The 15,638-nt window shown below is 69.5% G+C and carries 15 protein-coding genes and 1 tRNA gene; 4 read left to right on the top strand and 12 right to left on the bottom strand.

All coding sequences use genetic code 11. The annotated features are described in order from the left end of the window. Positions 1-68: 68 nt before the first annotated feature. From ADK57_RS45580 to ADK57_RS45570, 3 genes are read right to left on the bottom strand one after another with little or no spacing between them, the layout of a single operon-like run. Positions 69-971: a carbohydrate ABC transporter permease gene (locus ADK57_RS45580; protein ID WP_053755689.1), complete on the bottom strand. Its 903-nt coding sequence runs from the start codon at positions 969-971 to the stop codon at positions 69-71. Between the two features lie 11 nt (positions 972-982). After that, positions 983-1,993, bottom strand: a complete 1,011-nt coding sequence (locus tag ADK57_RS45575; RefSeq protein WP_053755688.1) for a carbohydrate ABC transporter permease — start codon at positions 1,991-1,993, stop codon at positions 983-985. A gap of 5 nt (positions 1,994-1,998) precedes the next feature. Further along, entirely contained in the window at positions 1,999-3,327 is a 1,329-nt protein-coding gene (locus ADK57_RS45570) for an ABC transporter substrate-binding protein (protein WP_053755687.1), read from the bottom strand. 355 nt (positions 3,328-3,682) lie between these two features. Between ADK57_RS45570 and ADK57_RS45565 the strand changes: the two genes are divergently transcribed. Then, positions 3,683-4,738, top strand: coding sequence for a LacI family DNA-binding transcriptional regulator (locus tag ADK57_RS45565; RefSeq protein ID WP_053755686.1), 1,056 nt, complete (start codon positions 3,683-3,685; stop codon positions 4,736-4,738). A gap of 6 nt (positions 4,739-4,744) precedes the next feature. Here ADK57_RS45565 and ADK57_RS45560 read toward each other — a convergent pair whose 3' ends face one another. The 6 genes from ADK57_RS45560 to ADK57_RS45535 form a co-directional block, all read right to left on the bottom strand. Then, positions 4,745-5,020, bottom strand: a complete 276-nt coding sequence (locus ADK57_RS45560; protein WP_053755685.1) for a hypothetical protein — start codon at positions 5,018-5,020, stop codon at positions 4,745-4,747. A gap of 137 nt (positions 5,021-5,157) precedes the next feature. Beyond that, complete coding sequence (locus ADK57_RS45555) at positions 5,158-5,682, bottom strand: GNAT family N-acetyltransferase (protein WP_053755684.1); 525 nt, start codon at positions 5,680-5,682, stop codon at positions 5,158-5,160. Positions 5,683-5,895: 213 nt separating this feature from the next. Further along, positions 5,896-5,968 (bottom strand) — tRNA-His (locus ADK57_RS45550). A 99-nt stretch (positions 5,969-6,067) separates the two neighbouring features. Then, positions 6,068-6,670 (bottom strand): oligoribonuclease, encoded by a 603-nt coding sequence (orn, locus tag ADK57_RS45545; RefSeq protein WP_053755683.1) that lies wholly within the window; start codon positions 6,668-6,670, stop codon positions 6,068-6,070. Between the two features lie 511 nt (positions 6,671-7,181). Further along, positions 7,182-8,420 (bottom strand): GlxA family transcriptional regulator, encoded by a 1,239-nt coding sequence (locus ADK57_RS45540; RefSeq protein ID WP_053755682.1) that lies wholly within the window; start codon positions 8,418-8,420, stop codon positions 7,182-7,184. A 378-nt stretch (positions 8,421-8,798) separates the two neighbouring features. Continuing rightward, a complete protein-coding gene (locus ADK57_RS45535) occupies positions 8,799-9,104 on the bottom strand; it encodes a hypothetical protein (RefSeq protein ID WP_053755681.1) in 306 nt (101 codons plus the stop codon). Positions 9,105-9,424: 320 nt separating this feature from the next. Between ADK57_RS45535 and ADK57_RS45530 the strand changes: the two genes are divergently transcribed. Together ADK57_RS45530 and ADK57_RS45525 are read left to right on the top strand one after the other, a co-directional pair. After that, positions 9,425-9,952, top strand: coding sequence for a universal stress protein (locus tag ADK57_RS45530; RefSeq protein WP_053755680.1), 528 nt, complete (start codon positions 9,425-9,427; stop codon positions 9,950-9,952). A gap of 149 nt (positions 9,953-10,101) precedes the next feature. Next, positions 10,102-10,665 carry a GPR1/FUN34/YaaH family transporter gene (locus ADK57_RS45525; RefSeq protein ID WP_053755679.1) on the top strand — a complete coding sequence of 188 codons (564 nt, stop codon included), beginning with the start codon at positions 10,102-10,104 and terminating at the stop codon, positions 10,663-10,665. Between the two features lie 147 nt (positions 10,666-10,812). Here ADK57_RS45525 and glmS read toward each other — a convergent pair whose 3' ends face one another. Together glmS and ADK57_RS45515 are read right to left on the bottom strand one after the other, a co-directional pair. Beyond that, positions 10,813-12,630, bottom strand: coding sequence for a glutamine--fructose-6-phosphate transaminase (isomerizing) (glmS, locus tag ADK57_RS45520; protein WP_053755678.1), 1,818 nt, complete (start codon positions 12,628-12,630; stop codon positions 10,813-10,815). A 48-nt stretch (positions 12,631-12,678) separates the two neighbouring features. Further along, complete coding sequence (locus ADK57_RS45515; protein WP_053755677.1) at positions 12,679-12,936, bottom strand: hypothetical protein; 258 nt, start codon at positions 12,934-12,936, stop codon at positions 12,679-12,681. Between the two features lie 186 nt (positions 12,937-13,122). Between ADK57_RS45515 and ADK57_RS45510 the strand changes: the two genes are divergently transcribed. Next, positions 13,123-14,682 carry a purple acid phosphatase family protein gene (locus ADK57_RS45510; protein ID WP_199830820.1) on the top strand — a complete coding sequence of 520 codons (1,560 nt, stop codon included), beginning with the start codon at positions 13,123-13,125 and terminating at the stop codon, positions 14,680-14,682. 62 nt (positions 14,683-14,744) lie between these two features. Here the strand turns inward: ADK57_RS45510 and ADK57_RS45505 are convergent, their stop codons facing one another. Continuing rightward, positions 14,745-15,629: a DUF4429 domain-containing protein gene (locus ADK57_RS45505; protein WP_053755675.1), complete on the bottom strand. Its 885-nt coding sequence runs from the start codon at positions 15,627-15,629 to the stop codon at positions 14,745-14,747. Between the last annotated feature and the right edge of the window lie 9 nt (positions 15,630-15,638).

Here is a 15,638-nt window from a genome sequence, read left to right as displayed (position 1 = left end):
GGGGGAGGGGAAAGAGGGGGGCCGAGGCTGCGGTGGCTCGGCCCCCGAATGCAGCGGTGAACAGGGCCTCAGCCCTTGACCGCGCCCTGCATGATGCCGCCCACGATCTGCTTGCCGAAGATGGCGAAGACGAGCAGCAGCGGCAGTGTGCCCAGCAGCGCGCCCGCCATGATCAGCGACTGGTCGGGCGTGAAGCCCCGGCCGAGGCCGGCGACCGCGACCTGCACGGTCGGGCTGCCGGTCTGGGTCAGGACCAGGAACGGCCACAGGAAGTCGTTCCACGTCTGGACGAACATCAGCATGCCCAGGACGGCCATCGCGGGCCGAGCGGCCGGGAACACCACATGCCACACCACCCGCCAGCTGCTCGCGCCGTCCACCCGGGCCGCCTCGATGATCTCGTCCGGCAGCGCCTGGATCAGGTACTGCCGCATGAAGAACACACCGAACGCGCTCACCAGCGACGGGAAGATCACGGCCTTCAGCTGGTCGGTCCAGCCGAGCTCGGCGACCATCATGTACAGCGGGATCACACTGAGCTGCGGCGGCACCATCATGGTGCCGATCACGATCAGCATCATCGCGCCCCGGCCCTTGAAGCGCAGCTTGGCGAAGGCGAACCCGGCGATCGTCGACAGGAACACGATCGTCACCGCCGACACCCCCGCCACGAACGTGGTGTTGATGAACGCCTCGCCCAGGTTGGCGTCCTTCCAGGCGATCTCGAGGTTGTCGAAGAGGTTCGAGCCGAACCAGAAGGGCGGCGGCGTCTGCGCCAGGCGCTGGGTGTCGCGCGACGCGGCGATCGCCGTCCACACCAGCGGGAACAGCGAGCCTATGGTGAACAGGGCGAGGATGACGTAGGCGATCGGGCCGGCGTGCATCTGCCCGCCCGCGCGGGCCGACTTGGGCCGTCGTACGCGTTTCGGCTTCTGGTCGGTCGTATCCACCGGAGTCAGTGTCGTCGTCACGGCCGGTTCTCCTAACTACTGGCGCGCAGCCGGCGCGAGATGACGTAGTTGACGATCCCGATCACGATGAGGATCAGGAACATCGTCCAGGCGATCGCCGAGGCGCGGCCCAGGTGCTGGTTGACCCAGCCCTGCTCGTACAGGTAGAGGCCGAGCGTCTGGAACTGGTGCTGGGAGCCGCCGGAGGTGCCCTTGTTCGCGTCGAACAGCAGCGGTTCACCGAAGAGTTGGGAAGCGCCGATGGTCGACACGACACAGGTGAACAGGATCGTGGGGCGCAGCGACGGAAGCGTGACGTGGAGGAACTGCTGCCAGCGGTTGGCCCCGTCCAGGGCCGCCGACTCGTACAGATCCTGCGGGATCGCCTGCATCGCGGCCAGGTAGATCAGCGCGTTGTAGCCGGTCCAGCGCCAGATCACGATCGACGAGACGGCTATCTGGGAGGCCCACTTGTCGTTCTGCCAGTCGATGTTGTCGATGCCGACGGCACCCAGTGCCCAGTTGATCATGCCGTAGTCGCGGCCGAAGAGCAGCACGAACACCAGGGACGCGGCGGCGATCGACGTCGCGTACGGCGCGAGCATCATGACCCGGTAGAAGGTCGAGGCGCGCAGCTTGTAGTTGAGGATGTGGGCGATGCCCATCGCCATCAGCAGCTGCGGGACCGTGGAGATGATGCCGATGGTCAGGGTGTTCTTCGCCGCGTTCCAGAAGAAGTCGTCCTCGAAGATCCGGGTGTAGTTGCGCAGGCCCGCCCATTCCATGTCGGTGGGCGCGGTCATCTCCACCGTGTGCAGCGAGGCCCAGCCGGTGTAGATCAGCGGGAACAGGCCGAACGCGAGGAACAGCAGGAAGAACGGCGAGACGAAAGCGTACGGGCTCCAGCGCATGTCCCGCTGCCAGCGGCGGGACAGCCGGGCCCGGCGCTTGGCCGCCTCGGGCACGGCATCGGCGGCCGGGCGGCCCGGGGCCGCGCCCCCCTCCTTCGCGGGGGGCGCGGCGGTGTCGTGCCGGGTGGCCATACCGGTCACTTCTCCAGGTTGTTGTCGATGGTCTTGGTGGCCGTCTTCCAGGCCTCCTCGGGCGACTTGCCCTGGGTGACCAGGATGACGCCGTTGTCGGTCAGGCCCTGCTGGATGATCTGGTCCTTCGGGCCGATCACCTGGGCCGGGATCTGCTTGGCGGCCTCGGCGAAGATCGTGCCGATCGGGGCGTCACCGGTCATGGTGTTCTTCGCACCGGTGACCTGCGGCAGGGAGTACGCGGCCGGGGCGCTCGGGAAGCTGCCCTGCTTGGCGAACAGCTTGGCCTGCTGCGCGGGCGCGGTAAGCCACGCGGCGAGCTTCGCCGCTTCCTCGGTGTGCTTGCCGGACTTCGGCACGGCGAGGAAGGTGCCGCCCCAGTTGCCGGGCTTGGGCGACGTGGCCACGTCCCACTTGCCGGCCGCCTCGGGCTTCGACTTGCCCTTGATGTAGCCGAGCATCCACGGCGGGCAGGACATCGCGGCGAACTTGCTGTTGGCGATCGTCGTGTCCCAGGCGGGCTGGAACTGTGTCTGGTTGCCGATCAGACCGTCCTCGGCGGCCTGCGCGGTCAGGTCGAAGGCGTCCTTGATGGCCGGGTTGGTCTTGTAGATGACCTCGCCGGAGGCGTCGTAGAACTTCTCGCTCTCACCGCTGACGATCGCGTTCAGCAGACCACCGGGGGAGTCCAGGAAGGTGGTGCCCTTCGGCGCCTTCGCCTGGTAGTCCTTGCCCACCTCGACGAACTTGTCCCAGCTGCCCGCCCACAGCTTGCCGACCTCCGCGCGGTCGGACGGCAGACCGGCCTGCTCGAACAGGTCCTTGCGGTAGCAGATGGCCATCGGGCCGACGTCGGTGCCGAGACCGACGGTCTGGCCGTCCTTGGTGGTGGCCTGCTTCCACTTCCAGTCCAGCCAGTTGCTCGACTGGACGCCCGACACCTTGGACAGGTCCGTCAGCTTCGCGGCCTGGGTGTTCACGACCTCGGCTATGTTGCCGACCTCGACGGCCTGGATGTCCTGCAGGCCGCTGTTGGTGGTCAGGTGGTTGACGAGAGCGGGGTAGTAGTTCTCGTTCCGCTCGACGACGTTTTCCGCGATCTTGATCTTCGGGTTCAGCTTCTCGTACTCGGCGTAGAGGCCGGCTTCCTTGAAGCCCTGGGTTCCGAAGAGGCCCAGGGTGATCGTGGTCTTGCCGGCGCCGCCTTCGCCCGAAGACGAGCCGTCGCCGCCGTCGTCTCCGTCGTCGGCACAGCCGGCCAGCAGCCCGGAGCCCAGCGCGGCGACGGCCGCGAGGACCATCGTCTTGCGGGCGATTCGGGTACGTGCTCGCATTGCGTCCTCCTGTTGCCCTGACGTGCCGACCCCCCGGCCAACTGCATTGTTGGGCCCGTTAGTTCTAGCTGCGGCTCGGGCGGGGAACGTGCGGGATGTGTATGTGTCAGGTACCGTGGGAGCGCTCCCACCGGTGATGTGTTGAAGCGTCGTCGGTCCGAGCGGGGGTGTCAAGGGACTTGGAGCGGAGAGATGCGTTCAGTTATCGGGCTGTTAACTGGAACCCGGGGATCGCTATCCGGCCACCCCCGACTGTCTTCCTGCGGAAACCCGGGAGCCGACCAGGGGCGGGCTCCCCTCCGGCAGGACTGTTAGATTCCAGGCCAACGCAAGGGTCGACGGGAGGGCGAAGCCCATGGCAAGCCACGGAGCGCGGAGCCGGAGCGGTGGCCGGCCCACCCTCGAAGAGGTGGCAGCCCGTGCCGGTGTCGGCCGCGGCACGGTCTCCCGGGTGATCAACGGTTCGCCCCGCGTCAGCGACGCCACCCGCGCCGCGGTGGAGGCGGCGGTCGCCGAGCTCGGCTACGTCCCCAACACGGCCGCGCGCGCTCTCGCCGCCAACCGCACCGACGCGATCGCCCTCGTCGTCCCCGAGCCGGAGACCCGCTTCTTCGCCGAGCCGTACTTCTCGGACATGCTCAAGGGTGTCGGGGCCGAGCTGTCCGACACGCAGATGCAACTGCTGCTGATCTTCGCGGGCAACGACCGGGAGCGGGCCCGTCTCGCCCAGTACCTCGCCGCACACCGGGTCGACGGTGTCCTGCTGGTGTCCGTGCACGCCGACGACCCGCTGCCCGACCTCCTCTCCCAGCTGGAGATTCCGGCTGTGATCAGCGGCCCGAGATCCGCCGCGGAGACCCTGCCCTCGGTCGACTCCGACAACTACGGCGGTGCCCGCTCGGCCGTCGAGCACCTGCTGGCCCGCGGCTGCCACGCGGTCGCCCACATCACCGGCCGCCTCGACGTGTACGGCGCCCAGCGGCGCGTCGACGGCTACCGCGACGCCCTGCTCGGCGCGGGCCACGAGGTGGACGAGCAGCTGATCCAGCCGGGCGACTTCACCGAGGAGGGTGGCCGGCGCGCGATGACCGAGCTGCTGACCCGCCGCCCCGACCTGGACGCGGTCTTCGCGGGCTCGGACGTGATGGCGGCCGGTGCCCGCCAGGTCCTGCGCGAGGAGGGCCGCCGTATCCCCGACGACGTGGCGCTGGTCGGCTACGACGACTCGGCCATCGCCCGCCACATGGACCCGCCCCTGACCAGCGTCCGCCAGCCCATAGAGGAGATGGGGCGCAGGATGATCGACCTGCTCCTGACCGAGATCGCGGACCGCCGCCCGGCGGTCACCCGGGAGCTGGAGCGCAGGCAGGTGGTCCTGGCGACAGAGCTGGTGACGCGGAAGTCGTCCTGATACCGGTCACCGCCTGTGCCGTCCTCGCGGCTGCTCGGTGCGGTGGGTGACCAGCCAGGCGACGCCGAGAACCACGGCTCCCACCAGCCAGAAGAGGATGACGAGCCAGGCGCCGACGAGGGAGGGCCGGTCGTTGGCGTCCTGGCACAGGTCCCCGACGCACGTCCTGCCCTCTTCGCTCGCCGCGTACAGGGAGATCACCAGCCACAGCAGCATGGCCAGGTTGAACGCGAGGATCACCCAGGTCAGCGGCCGCAACCGGGGAATGTGTCGGGTCGGCATGGTGTGCCTCCCAACCTCATGAACAACCCATAAGGGGACAATGCGCCCCCACTCCCGTCGCGCGGACCCCGCGTGCGGATCCGGGTGAACGCTTAGGCGGCGTGGGGGAGTTGACGTCGGCGTGGCGGGCGGCGGGCTCAGTCGCCCAGCAGCAGCCGCCAGCGCCGTTCGCCGTCCTGTTCCTCCTCGGTCGGCGCCAGTCCGGCCGCCGTGGCGACCGCCGCCGACGCGAGGTGCTCGGGGTGGATGTGGGCGACGACCGTCCGTACGGGGCCCCGCCCGAGCCACTCCACGAGCGCCAGCGCCGCCTCGGAGGCGAACCCGCGTCCCTGCCAGGGAGTCCCGACCACCCAGGCGATCTCCGCGGTGTGCCCGGCGCCTCCCTGGGTGACGGTCGCCTGGACCGTGCCGACGAGGCGCCCCTCGGCACGCGACCGCAGCACCCAGTTGCACCAGGAGACGGCCGGATCGGGCGCCCCGGCGACCAGCCGCTCGTAGCGGGCCCGCAGGGCGCCGGGGGAGTGGGGTGCGCCGCCGATGAAGGTGTGCAGGGCCGGATCGGACAGTACGGCGGCCATCTCCTCGGCGTGCTCGACGCGCAGGGGAAGGAGGTCCAGGCGCGGAGTGGAGAAGAACTCGGCGGACACGCGGGGCTCGGACATCCGCCCACCCTAAGAGCGCACCGCGCTTCGGGCGGCGTTCGCCGGGTCGGCGGAGTAGCGGAGCAGTGGCCCTTGTGCCGGCCCGGCGGGGAGCACCTTCTGGCACATCGGCCCACGGCCCGAAGGACGTTCGGCGCCCGAACGCACCTCACGGCCGCCGGAAACGACTTCAGCCGGTGACCTTGTTTCCAAGGCCACCGGCTGATGACTGAGGGTGAGTGACGGGACTTGAACCCGCGGCATCCTGGACCACAACCAGGTGCTCTACCAGCTGAGCTACACCCACCATGTTCGGCTGTTCGGATTTCCCCGACCGGCCGAGAAAAAGTGTACAGGGTCCGAGGGGGTGCTCGCGCCCGGCTTTGGCGGCGCCCCTTCCGGGCCCCTACTGCGCAGGCAGGACGTACTTCGCGGCGATCGTCTTCGCGGTCTCCGAGTCGGGTCCCGGCTGCGGTACGAAGACGGCCTCGCGGTAGTAGCGCAGTTCGGCGATGGACTCCCGGATGTCGGCGAGGGCGCGGTGGTTGCCGTTCTTCTCCGGGCTGTTGAAGTAGGCGCGCGGGTACCAGCGGCGGGCCAGCTCCTTGACGCTGGACACGTCGACGATCCGGTAGTGCAGGTAGTCCTCGAGGGTCGGCATGTCCCTGAGCAGGAAGCCGCGGTCCGTGCCGACCGAGTTGCCGCACAGCGGGGCCTTGCCCGAATCCTTCACGTGCTCGCGTACGTACGCCAGGACCTGCGCCTCGGCGTCCGCGAGCGTCGTGCCGCCGGACAGCTCCTCGAGGAGACCGGACGCGGTGTGCATCTGACGCACCACCTCCGGCATCGTCTCCAGCGCCCGGTCCGGCGGACGGATGACGATGTCGACACCGTCGCCGAGGATGTTCAGCTCGGAGTCGGTGACGAGGGCGGCAACCTCGATGAGCGCGTCGTCGGACAGCGAGAGGCCGGTCATCTCGCAGTCGATCCACACCATGCGATCGTTCATGCGACCACCCTAAGGCTGGCGTGCGCTTTTGTGGTCCCCGGTGTAGATGCGAGCGCTACTGGGGGCTCGGCCCGCGACTGGGGGCTCCGCCCCCAGACCCCCGGCCTTTGCCCACCCACCACCCGACTCGGTCACTCGAGAGGCGCGGCACCCCTCACCCCGCCCTGTGTCCGAGACCGAGAGCAACCATCCCCAGCCCTCACCTACCGGGAGGGGGCGGCCGTGTTCAGCGTCGGTCGGCGTTGCCCGGCCCGTCTGGGAGGGGGGCAGGGCGACAGCAGCCGTCACCAACCCCCACCCACCCGAAGGGGGCGGTGGAGGCATCGCCGGTTCGCGTTGCCCAGCTGGCGGCCGTGTTCAGCGTCGGTCGGCGTTGCCCAGCCCGTCCGGTGTTTGAGGGTGAGGGCCGTTCAGGGCCGAAGCGGGGGCCGGGGGCGGCAGCCCCCGGGATGGGTCGGGTAGGGGCGGCGGGGGCGAAACCGCCCCGGGCCCGCCCCCACCCGACCGAACCTCACATCCCGCTGCGCTGCCCCGGCAGACTCGCCCGGCTCCCCGCATACGCCTCGCGCCCGTTGTCCGAGGACGAGGACAGGGACGCGGACGTCCCGACCGGGCTCGGCGGTGCCGTGCGGCGGGTCTGGGGCGGTACCGGGCCGCCGCTCTCGGGGTGCAGCGGAGAGGGCGCGCTCGGCGGCCCGGCCGCACTCTCGGGATCCGGCTGCCGCTCGGCCTGCGGTCGCCGCGCGCGGTAGGCCGCGCGATACGCGGCCGGCGACGAACCCAGCTGGCGGCGGAAGTGCCCGCGCAGCGCCACCGGCGAGCGGAAGCCGCAGCGGCCCGCGACCTCGTCCACCGAGTAGTCCGACGTCTCCAGCAGGCGCTGTGCCTGAAGCACCCGCTGGGTGATCAGCCACTGCAGCGGCGCGCTGCCCGTCAGCGAGCGGAACCGGCGGTCGAACGTACGCCGGCTCATGTACGCGCGCGCGGCGAGCGTCTCCACGTCGAACTGCTCGTGGAGGTGCTCCAGCGCCCAGGCGACGACCTCGGCGAGCGGGTCGGCGCCGATCTCCTCTGGTAAAGATCGATCGAGGTAGCGCTCCTGGCCGCCGCTTCGGCGCGGGGGGACCACCAGGCGTCGGGCCAGCGCACCGGCCGCCTCGTTGCCGTGGTCCGTCCGCACGATGTGCAGACAGAGGTCGATTCCGGCCGCCGTACCCGCGGACGTCAGCACATCGCCGTCGTCCACGAACAGCTCACGCGGGTCGACATGCACCGACGGATAGCGCTTGGCGAGCGTCGGTGCGTACATCCAGTGGGTGGTGGCCGGGCGGCCGTCCAGCAGGCCCGCCGCAGCCAGCACGAAGGCGCCGGTGCACAGGCCCACGATGCGGGCCCCCTCCTCGTGCGCCCGGCGCAGTGCGTCGAGCGCGTCCTCCGGTGGCGGGGAGGTGATCGAACGCCAGGCCGGCACGACGACGGTGCCCGCCCGGGAGATCGCCTCCAGGCCATGCGGCGCGGTGAGTTCCAGGCCCCCTGTGGTCCGCAGCGGGCCTTCTTCGCCGCCGCAGACCAGCAGGCGGTAGCGCGGCACGCCGGCGTCCTGGCGGTCGATCCCGAACACCGACAGCGGTATGGAACTCTCGAAGATGGGGCCGCCGCTGAACAGCAGCACCGCGACGATCTCCTTGCGGCGTCGCCCGGAAAGTTTCCGGGCCGCGGCTTCCGGCGCGGCAGTGGAGTCGTGGCTCATACTGCTAAGCCCCCCTCGGTGGTCGCGGCTCCTCGGTTGTGTCGCTCCTGCACGTTTCCCCTCGGTCCTGCACGAGTCCCCCGCCGTAAGACAGTCAAGATCGAATCTACTGCGTCCCGTGGTGCCGGAGAGACCAGTTGGTCATCCGGCACATTGTCGACTTGGCAACTTGGCGTGAAGCATTCGATCACGAAGCGTTGCACTCGTGGGGCGTGCAGGGAAGTGCGCCTTGTCGCCGTGGCCAATCCACGTAGGGTGCGCGGGGTGCCCCAGGCCCTTTCCGTGCAGGTGGAACGGGGGTTGGGGGGTGGTTGGGGCAAGGGATGCGCGGTGTCCGGAAGTTGGCTGAAAAGAGTCGGGCGCGTGCGCGGAAACCGGTCAGCCGACCGGTGTATTTCCCCCGCTGTGACGTCCGCCTCTGTGTGACCCCGATCCGGTCCTGTGGTGGCGGCCGCGATGCGGGGTGCGTTCCTCGTCGAGGAGGCGGGCCGCGCCACGCTCCGACTGGCGCAGGAGGATACGGCAGACCGCGGTGACGGCCGCGAGACCGAGGGCGGTGCCCGTGGCGCCGGCGAGGGAGGTGCCGTACCAGAGGAGGACCACGGGGACCAGGACACAGCTGAAGGCCGCCCAGCGGACGACATCGGTGGAGGAGTCCCGGGCGGGGGGTTGCGGTCCGGACATGGCGTACTCCCTGTGGCGTGGCTCAGGGGGTTCAACGCGTGTTCGATCCGTCGGTCACTGTGCGTCCGGTTTTCCGCCGGGACAGTCCGGCCGGTACGTGAATCCTGTGCAAACCGCCTGTACAGCGCAGCAACCATTGCGTTACGGGCGCACCCTCGTGCATGCTCCCTGGAACCCCCACGCACCGTGGGCGCGATCTGGGCTAAGGAGGCGTGCCGCCGTACCCTTGGGGGTATGGGGTTGGGAAGATGATTCCCGGACACAGACTCCGCCGCACACTGTCGGCCCACCCATAAAAGGATCACAACGCCGAGACAGCCATGGCCGGTCACGAATTCTTCGAACCCGCGGACCGCAAGCGGCCCGTCGCCGACCCCACGGCGGCCGAGCCCCTGGCGGCGGAAGAGCCACGCCAATCCTGCGACCCCGCCTTCAAGCACGGCGTCGTGGTGGGCTTCGACGGCTCCACGTCCAGTGAGCGCGCCCTCGCGTACGCCATCGGTATGGCGCATCGCTCCGGGTCGGGCCTGATCATCGTCCATGTCGCCAACCGGCTGCCCACCACCGTGTGGGCGGGCTGCGAGCCACCGGTCTTCGTCGACGTGCCGGACCACCGCACCGAGGTGCTCGGCCTCGAGCTCGCCTGCGCGGAGTACCTCGCGGAGGTGCCCTGGATCCTCGTCGAGCGCGGTGGCGACATCTGCCACGAGCTCGAGGAGGTCGGGCGGGAGTACGAGGCGGACGCGATCGTCGTCGGCTCCACCCACGGCATCGTCGGGCGCATCTTCGGCTCCGTCGCCGGGCGGCTCGCCAAGCGAGCGAAGCGGCCGGTCGTCGTCATTCCGTAACTGGTCGTCCTCCCAGGTGAGATGGCTGTGAAAACGGCTGAACTCCCTTGTGCAGCGCATAAATCTACTGGCGCGTAGAGGTGTTTGTGCCTTTGTGAAGGGCATATATCGCTCACCGCACAACTGCACATGCACGAAGGGAGCCCGCCGTGGACAATGACGTCTCTGCGGGAAGCACCACCACGACCGTCGGCCGACTCGCTCTCGGCATCACCCTGTTGGCCGTGGGCCTCGGATACACCGAAGTGATCGACGGCGTGACGGCGGCCGACGCCGTGTCAATTGCCCAGTACGTGGGCGGAGTCGCCCTGTTCGTCGCCGGACTCATGGCGTTCCGCGACCGCGACGCCCTCACCGGTACGTCTTTCTCGGCGCTCGGCGCCCTCTGGTTCACGTGGGCCGTCTCGGCCGACAACCAGGTGTCTGCCAACGCGGCCGGGTTGTTCCTGCTGCTGTTCGCCCTTGTGGCGCTGTCCCTCACCGTCGCCGCGGGCGACCAACTCGCCAAGGGAACCTACGGGTTGTTCGTCGTGTCGTTGGTGCTGCTCGCTGTCGCGAACTTCGCCGACAACGGGAGTCTCGCCAAGGCCGGGGGCTGGTTCGCCGTCGCTGCGGGAGCGGTGGCCTGGTACGCGGCGACCGCGGCCCTGGCCCACTGGCCGACGGCTGTTCCGCGACGTGCTGCTCGCCGGGGCGTGACGGCCACCGGTTAGCTGCGCCGGCTGGGGGTTGGGCGGCTCCCGGCGATGAGAGCGGACCCCCCGTGCTTGGTGGCAACACGTGGGGGTCCGTTCCCTTGTTCGGCCTCTGCGGGTGCGTTGTGGTTGCTCGCGCAGTTCCCCGCGCCCCTTTAGGGGCGCTTACTCCACCGTGACCGACTTGGCGAGGTTCCTCGGCTTGTCGATGTCCCGGCCCAGGGCCAATGCCGTGTGGTAGGCGAGGAGTTGGAGCGGGATGCCCATCAGGATCGGGTCCAGCTCGTCCTCGTTCTTCGGGACCACGATCGTCTGGTCGGCCTTCTCCTGCTCCTGGTGGGCGACCGCGAGGATCCTGCCGCTGCGGGCCTTGATCTCCTCCAGGGCGGCGCGGTTCTTCTCGAGGAGGTCGTCGTCGGGGACGATCGCGACCGTGGGGAGGGCCGGCTCGATGAGGGCCAGCGGGCCGTGCTTGAGCTCGGAGGCCGGGTAGGCCTCGGCGTGGATGTACGAGACCTCCTTCAGCTTCAGGGAGGCCTCACGGGCCACCGGGTAGCCCCGGACGCGGCCGATGAAGAGCATCGAACGGGCCTCGGCGTACTCCGCGGCCAGCTTCTTGATCTCGTCCTCCTGCTCCAGCATCTCGGAGATCTGCGCGGGGAGCTTCCGCAGCCCCTCGATGATCCGCTTGCCGTCCCGGACGGACAGGTCGCGGGTGCGGCCCAGGTGCAGGGCGAGCAGCGCGAAGGCGACGGTCGTGTTGGTGAAGCACTTGGTGGACACCACGCAGACCTCGGGGCCGGCGTGGACGTAGATGCCGCCGTCGGCCTCGCGGGCGATCGCCGAGCCGACCACGTTCACCACGCCGAGAACCCGCGCGCCCTTGCGCTTCAGCTCCTGGACGGCCGCCAGCACGTCATACGTCTCACCGGACTGGGAGACGGCGACGTAGAGGGTGTCGGGGTCGACGACCGCGTTGCGGTAGCGGAACTCCGAGGCCGGCTCGGCGTCGGCGGGGATGCGGGCCAGCTCCTCGATCATCTGGGCGCCGATCATGCCCGCGTGGTACGAGGTGCCGCAGCCGAGGATCTTCACGCGGCGGATCTGGCGCGCCTCGCGGGCGTCCAGGTTCAGGCCGCCGAGGTGCACGGTGGAGAAGCGGTCGTCGATGCGGCCGCGCAGCACGCGGTCCACGGCGTCGGCCTGCTCGTGGATCTCCTTGTGCATGTAGGTGTCGTGGCCGCCCATGTCGTACGAGGCGGCCTCCCACTCCACGGTGGTCGGCTCGGCCGTCGTACGGGTGCCCTCGGTGGTGTACGTGCGGAAGTCGTCGGCCTTGAGGGTGGCCATCTCACCGTCGTCGAGAGTGACGATCTGCCGGGTGTGGGCGACCAGGGCGGCGATGTCCGAGGCGACGAACATCTCCTTCTCGCCGATGCCGAGGACGACCGGGGAGCCGTTGCGGGCGACCACGATGCGGTCGGGGAAGTCGGCGTGCATGACGGCGATGCCGTACGTGCCCTCGACGACCCGCAGGGTGTCGCGGACCTTGTCCTCCAGCTTCTCGGCCTGCGAGCGGGCGATCAGGTGGACGAGGACCTCGGTGTCGGTCTCGGAGAGGAACTCGACGCCGTCCGCCTCCAGCTTGCGGCGCAGGTCGGAGGCGTTGTCGATGATGCCGTTGTGGACGACGGCGACCCGGCCCTCGGCGTCGAGGTGCGGGTGGGCGTTCACGTCGGAGGGGGCGCCGTGGGTGGCCCAGCGGGTGTGGGCGATGCCGGTCGTGCCCTTGAAGCGGGCGGGGACCTTGGCCTCCAGGTCGCGGACCCGGCCCTTGGCCTTGACCATCTTCAGACCGGCGGCCTTCGGGGAGCTGACGACGATGCCGGCCGAGTCGTAGCCGCGGTACTCCAGGCGCTGCAGGCCCTCCAGGAGCAGAGGCGCGACGTCACGCTTCCCGATGTATCCGACGATTCCGCACATATATACGTATTCCTCTGGTAGGGCCCGGTGGGCGGCGGCCGGCTCGGCTCAGCCGTAGACGATTCGCCGCAGCTGCCGGAGCGTGAGCTCCGGTGGCGCCACCGTGCGGTATTTCAGGTCCGCCTCGATCCGTCCGAAGATCTCCGCGTTCACCAGGCCCTGCGCCTGGAGCTCGCGGTGGCGGCGACGGACGTACTCCTCGGTCGTCTCGTCGAAGTAGGCGAGAACGTCCTGGACCACCCGCAGCGCCTCGCCCCGGCTGAGGGGCGTGGATCGCGTCAGATGATCAACAAGTTCGTCGTGCACCCGGTAGATCCTGGGGTACCGACGGCACTTTCGCAAGAAACCTGCCCGATTTCGGGCAGCGGTCTGTTGAGGATCTTTGAAAGAACGTTGAACCTGTCATGAGCGCCTGTTCGTGCGCTGTCCATGCGGCGTCCCGCGCTTCGTCGCCTGAGGGGACGAGTTTCAGACGCCATGGACATTCCTCGCATGGGAGTACCGGAGCGGCTCGCCGAGCGCATGAGCATGGCGGAGCAGCACGAATACCTCCGCACCAGATTCTCGCGGCGCACGATGATCAGGGGCGGCGCGGTCACGCTGGGCGCCGTCGCGGGCGGCGCCTTCGTGCCCGGTGCCACCGCACAGGCAGCGACCCCGGCCACTGCCACCCGCACCGAGACCGTCGACGGCGCCCTCGTCGCCCCCTTCGGCCGCCACCTCGCCTACGGCAACGACCCCCGCACGGAGATCACCGTCTCCTGGCAGGTTCCGGTCACCGTCAAGAAGCCCTTCATCCGGATCGGCGCCCAACCCTGGGACCTCTCCCGCAGGATCGAGGCCGAGGTACGCACCCTGTACACCCCGGCCGGCGTGGGCGCGAGCGCCGACCACACGCAGTACTACCTGCACGCCGAGCTGACGAACCTCCGCCCCGGCAAGACGTACTACTACGGCGTCGGCCATGCCGGCTTCGACCCCGCCGAGCCCCACCTGCTCGGCACCCTCGGCACCTTCACCACCGCCCCCGCCCACAAGGCGCCCTTCACCTTCACCGCCTTCGGCGACGAGGGCGTCGGCTACCACGGCCTCGCCAACAACAGCCTGCTCCTCGGCCAGAACCCGGCCTTCCACCTGCACGCCGGTGACATCGCCTACGCCGACCCGGCAGGCGCGGGCAAGACCGCCGACACCGGCTTCGACTCGCGCGTGTGGGACCAGTTCCTCGCCCAGACCGAGTCGGTCGCCAAGTCCGTGCCGTGGATGCCGGCGTACGGCAACCACGACATGGAGGCCTGGTACTCGCCGGGCGGCTACGGCGGCGAGGAGGCCCGCTGGAACCTGCCGGACAACGGGCCCGACAAGAAGAACCTCCCGGGCGTCTACTCCTTCGTCTACGGCAACACCGCGGTCATCTCGCTCGACGCCAACGACATCTCCTTCGAGATCCCGGCCAACCTCGGCATCTCGGGCGGCACCCAGACCAGGTGGCTGGAGGCGCAGCTCAAGAAGTTCCGCGCCTCGCCGGACGTCGACTTCGTCGTCGTGTTCTTCCATCACTGCGCCTACTGCACCTCCACCGCGCACGCCTCGGAGGGGGGCGTGCGCCAGGAGTGGGTGCCGCTGTTCGAGAAGTACACGGTCGACCTCGTCATCAACGGCCACAACCACCAGTACGAGCGCACGGACGTCATCAAGGGGAACGAGGTCGCCAAGAAGCTGCCGATCGGAGGCACGGCGTACCCCGAGACCGAGGGTGTGGTGTACGTGACGGCGGGTGCGGCGGGCCGCAGCCTGTACGCGTTCAGCGCCCCGGACTCCTACGAGGGCCACGAGAACGAGGCGGACTCCGTGGCCTCGTTCGTCAACCTCAAGGACGGCAAGCAGAACGAGACCGTCGCCTGGTCCCGGGTGCGCTACCTCGACTACTCGTTCCTGCGGGTGGACGTCACGCCCGCTCCGAAGGGCCACTACACCACGCTGAAGGTGCAGGGCATCGCCGAGACGGGTGACCGGATCGACCACTTCACGGTGGCACGCAAGGCCAAGTAGGCCACGGGTGTGCCCGGAAGGCGGGGCGCACCAAGAGCCGGCGGTCCTCGAGTCCCGGACGACTACATCCGCTTGAGGATCGCCTGCTTGGCCATGGCGAACTCATCGTCCGTCAGTACCCCCGTGCGGTGCAGCTCGCCGAGCTCGCGCAGCCGTCGCAGAAGGGCGTCATGGCCGTCCTCGGCGGGGGCGGGCGCGGGTGCGAGGAGTGACCGGGGTTCCTGCGGTCGTACGTCCTTGGGGGCCGCCGCCGGATGCGGGAGCCGGGCCTGGACGGCCGCCGCGACCAGGGCCATCAGCGGGTCCTTCTTGAAGCCCCACAGCTCCACGGAGTTGGGGTCGTACTTGGGCGGGGCCTTGGTCGGGGCGTTCTTCACGGTGAAGCGGAGGTAGCCGTTCTCCAGGCCCGCCGCCGGATGCCACTCCACGGCGGTGAGGTCGGTGACCGCGAGGGTACGGGGGCCGGCGGCGGCCTTGGCGTCCTCGGTCTTCCAGTTCCACTCCAGGCGGATCTGCTCGCCGTCGAAGCTCGCGGTGCCGTCCCCGGCGGACACGGAGAGCGGCACGGCCGGGCCCGGCAGAAGGTAGGCGTCGACCGGGTCGGCCGGAACCTCGTCCAGGAGCAGGGTGTTGCGGACCTCCTCCACCAAGTACTCGGCGACGCCGTAGCGGTCGGACTCGACGACCAGCTGGTACGGGTCGTGCGGCTCGGCGAGCCGGCCGCCGGTCGCGTGCAGCAGCGGGTCGGAGCCGTCGCGCAGGCGCAGCCTGAGCCGTCCGGTCTTCTTCCCGTGCTCGAAGGAGACGCCCGCCAACGCGCCCAGCGGAACGACGAGTTCACCCAGTGTCTTGCGGAGCAGGCCGACGTTCTTGTCTCTTCCCGGGGTCAGTCGCAGGGCGTCGCCGTCGAAGACCCAAGTGCCGTCCTTCTGGAGGATTTCCGCCATGAGGGGATT

Source organism: Streptomyces sp. MMG1533, from assembly GCF_001279775.1.
Classification (GTDB): domain Bacteria; phylum Actinomycetota; class Actinomycetes; order Streptomycetales; family Streptomycetaceae; genus Streptomyces.
Note: the sequence above shows the minus strand (reverse complement) of the source record. Positions and strands in the feature narration are given on the sequence as shown.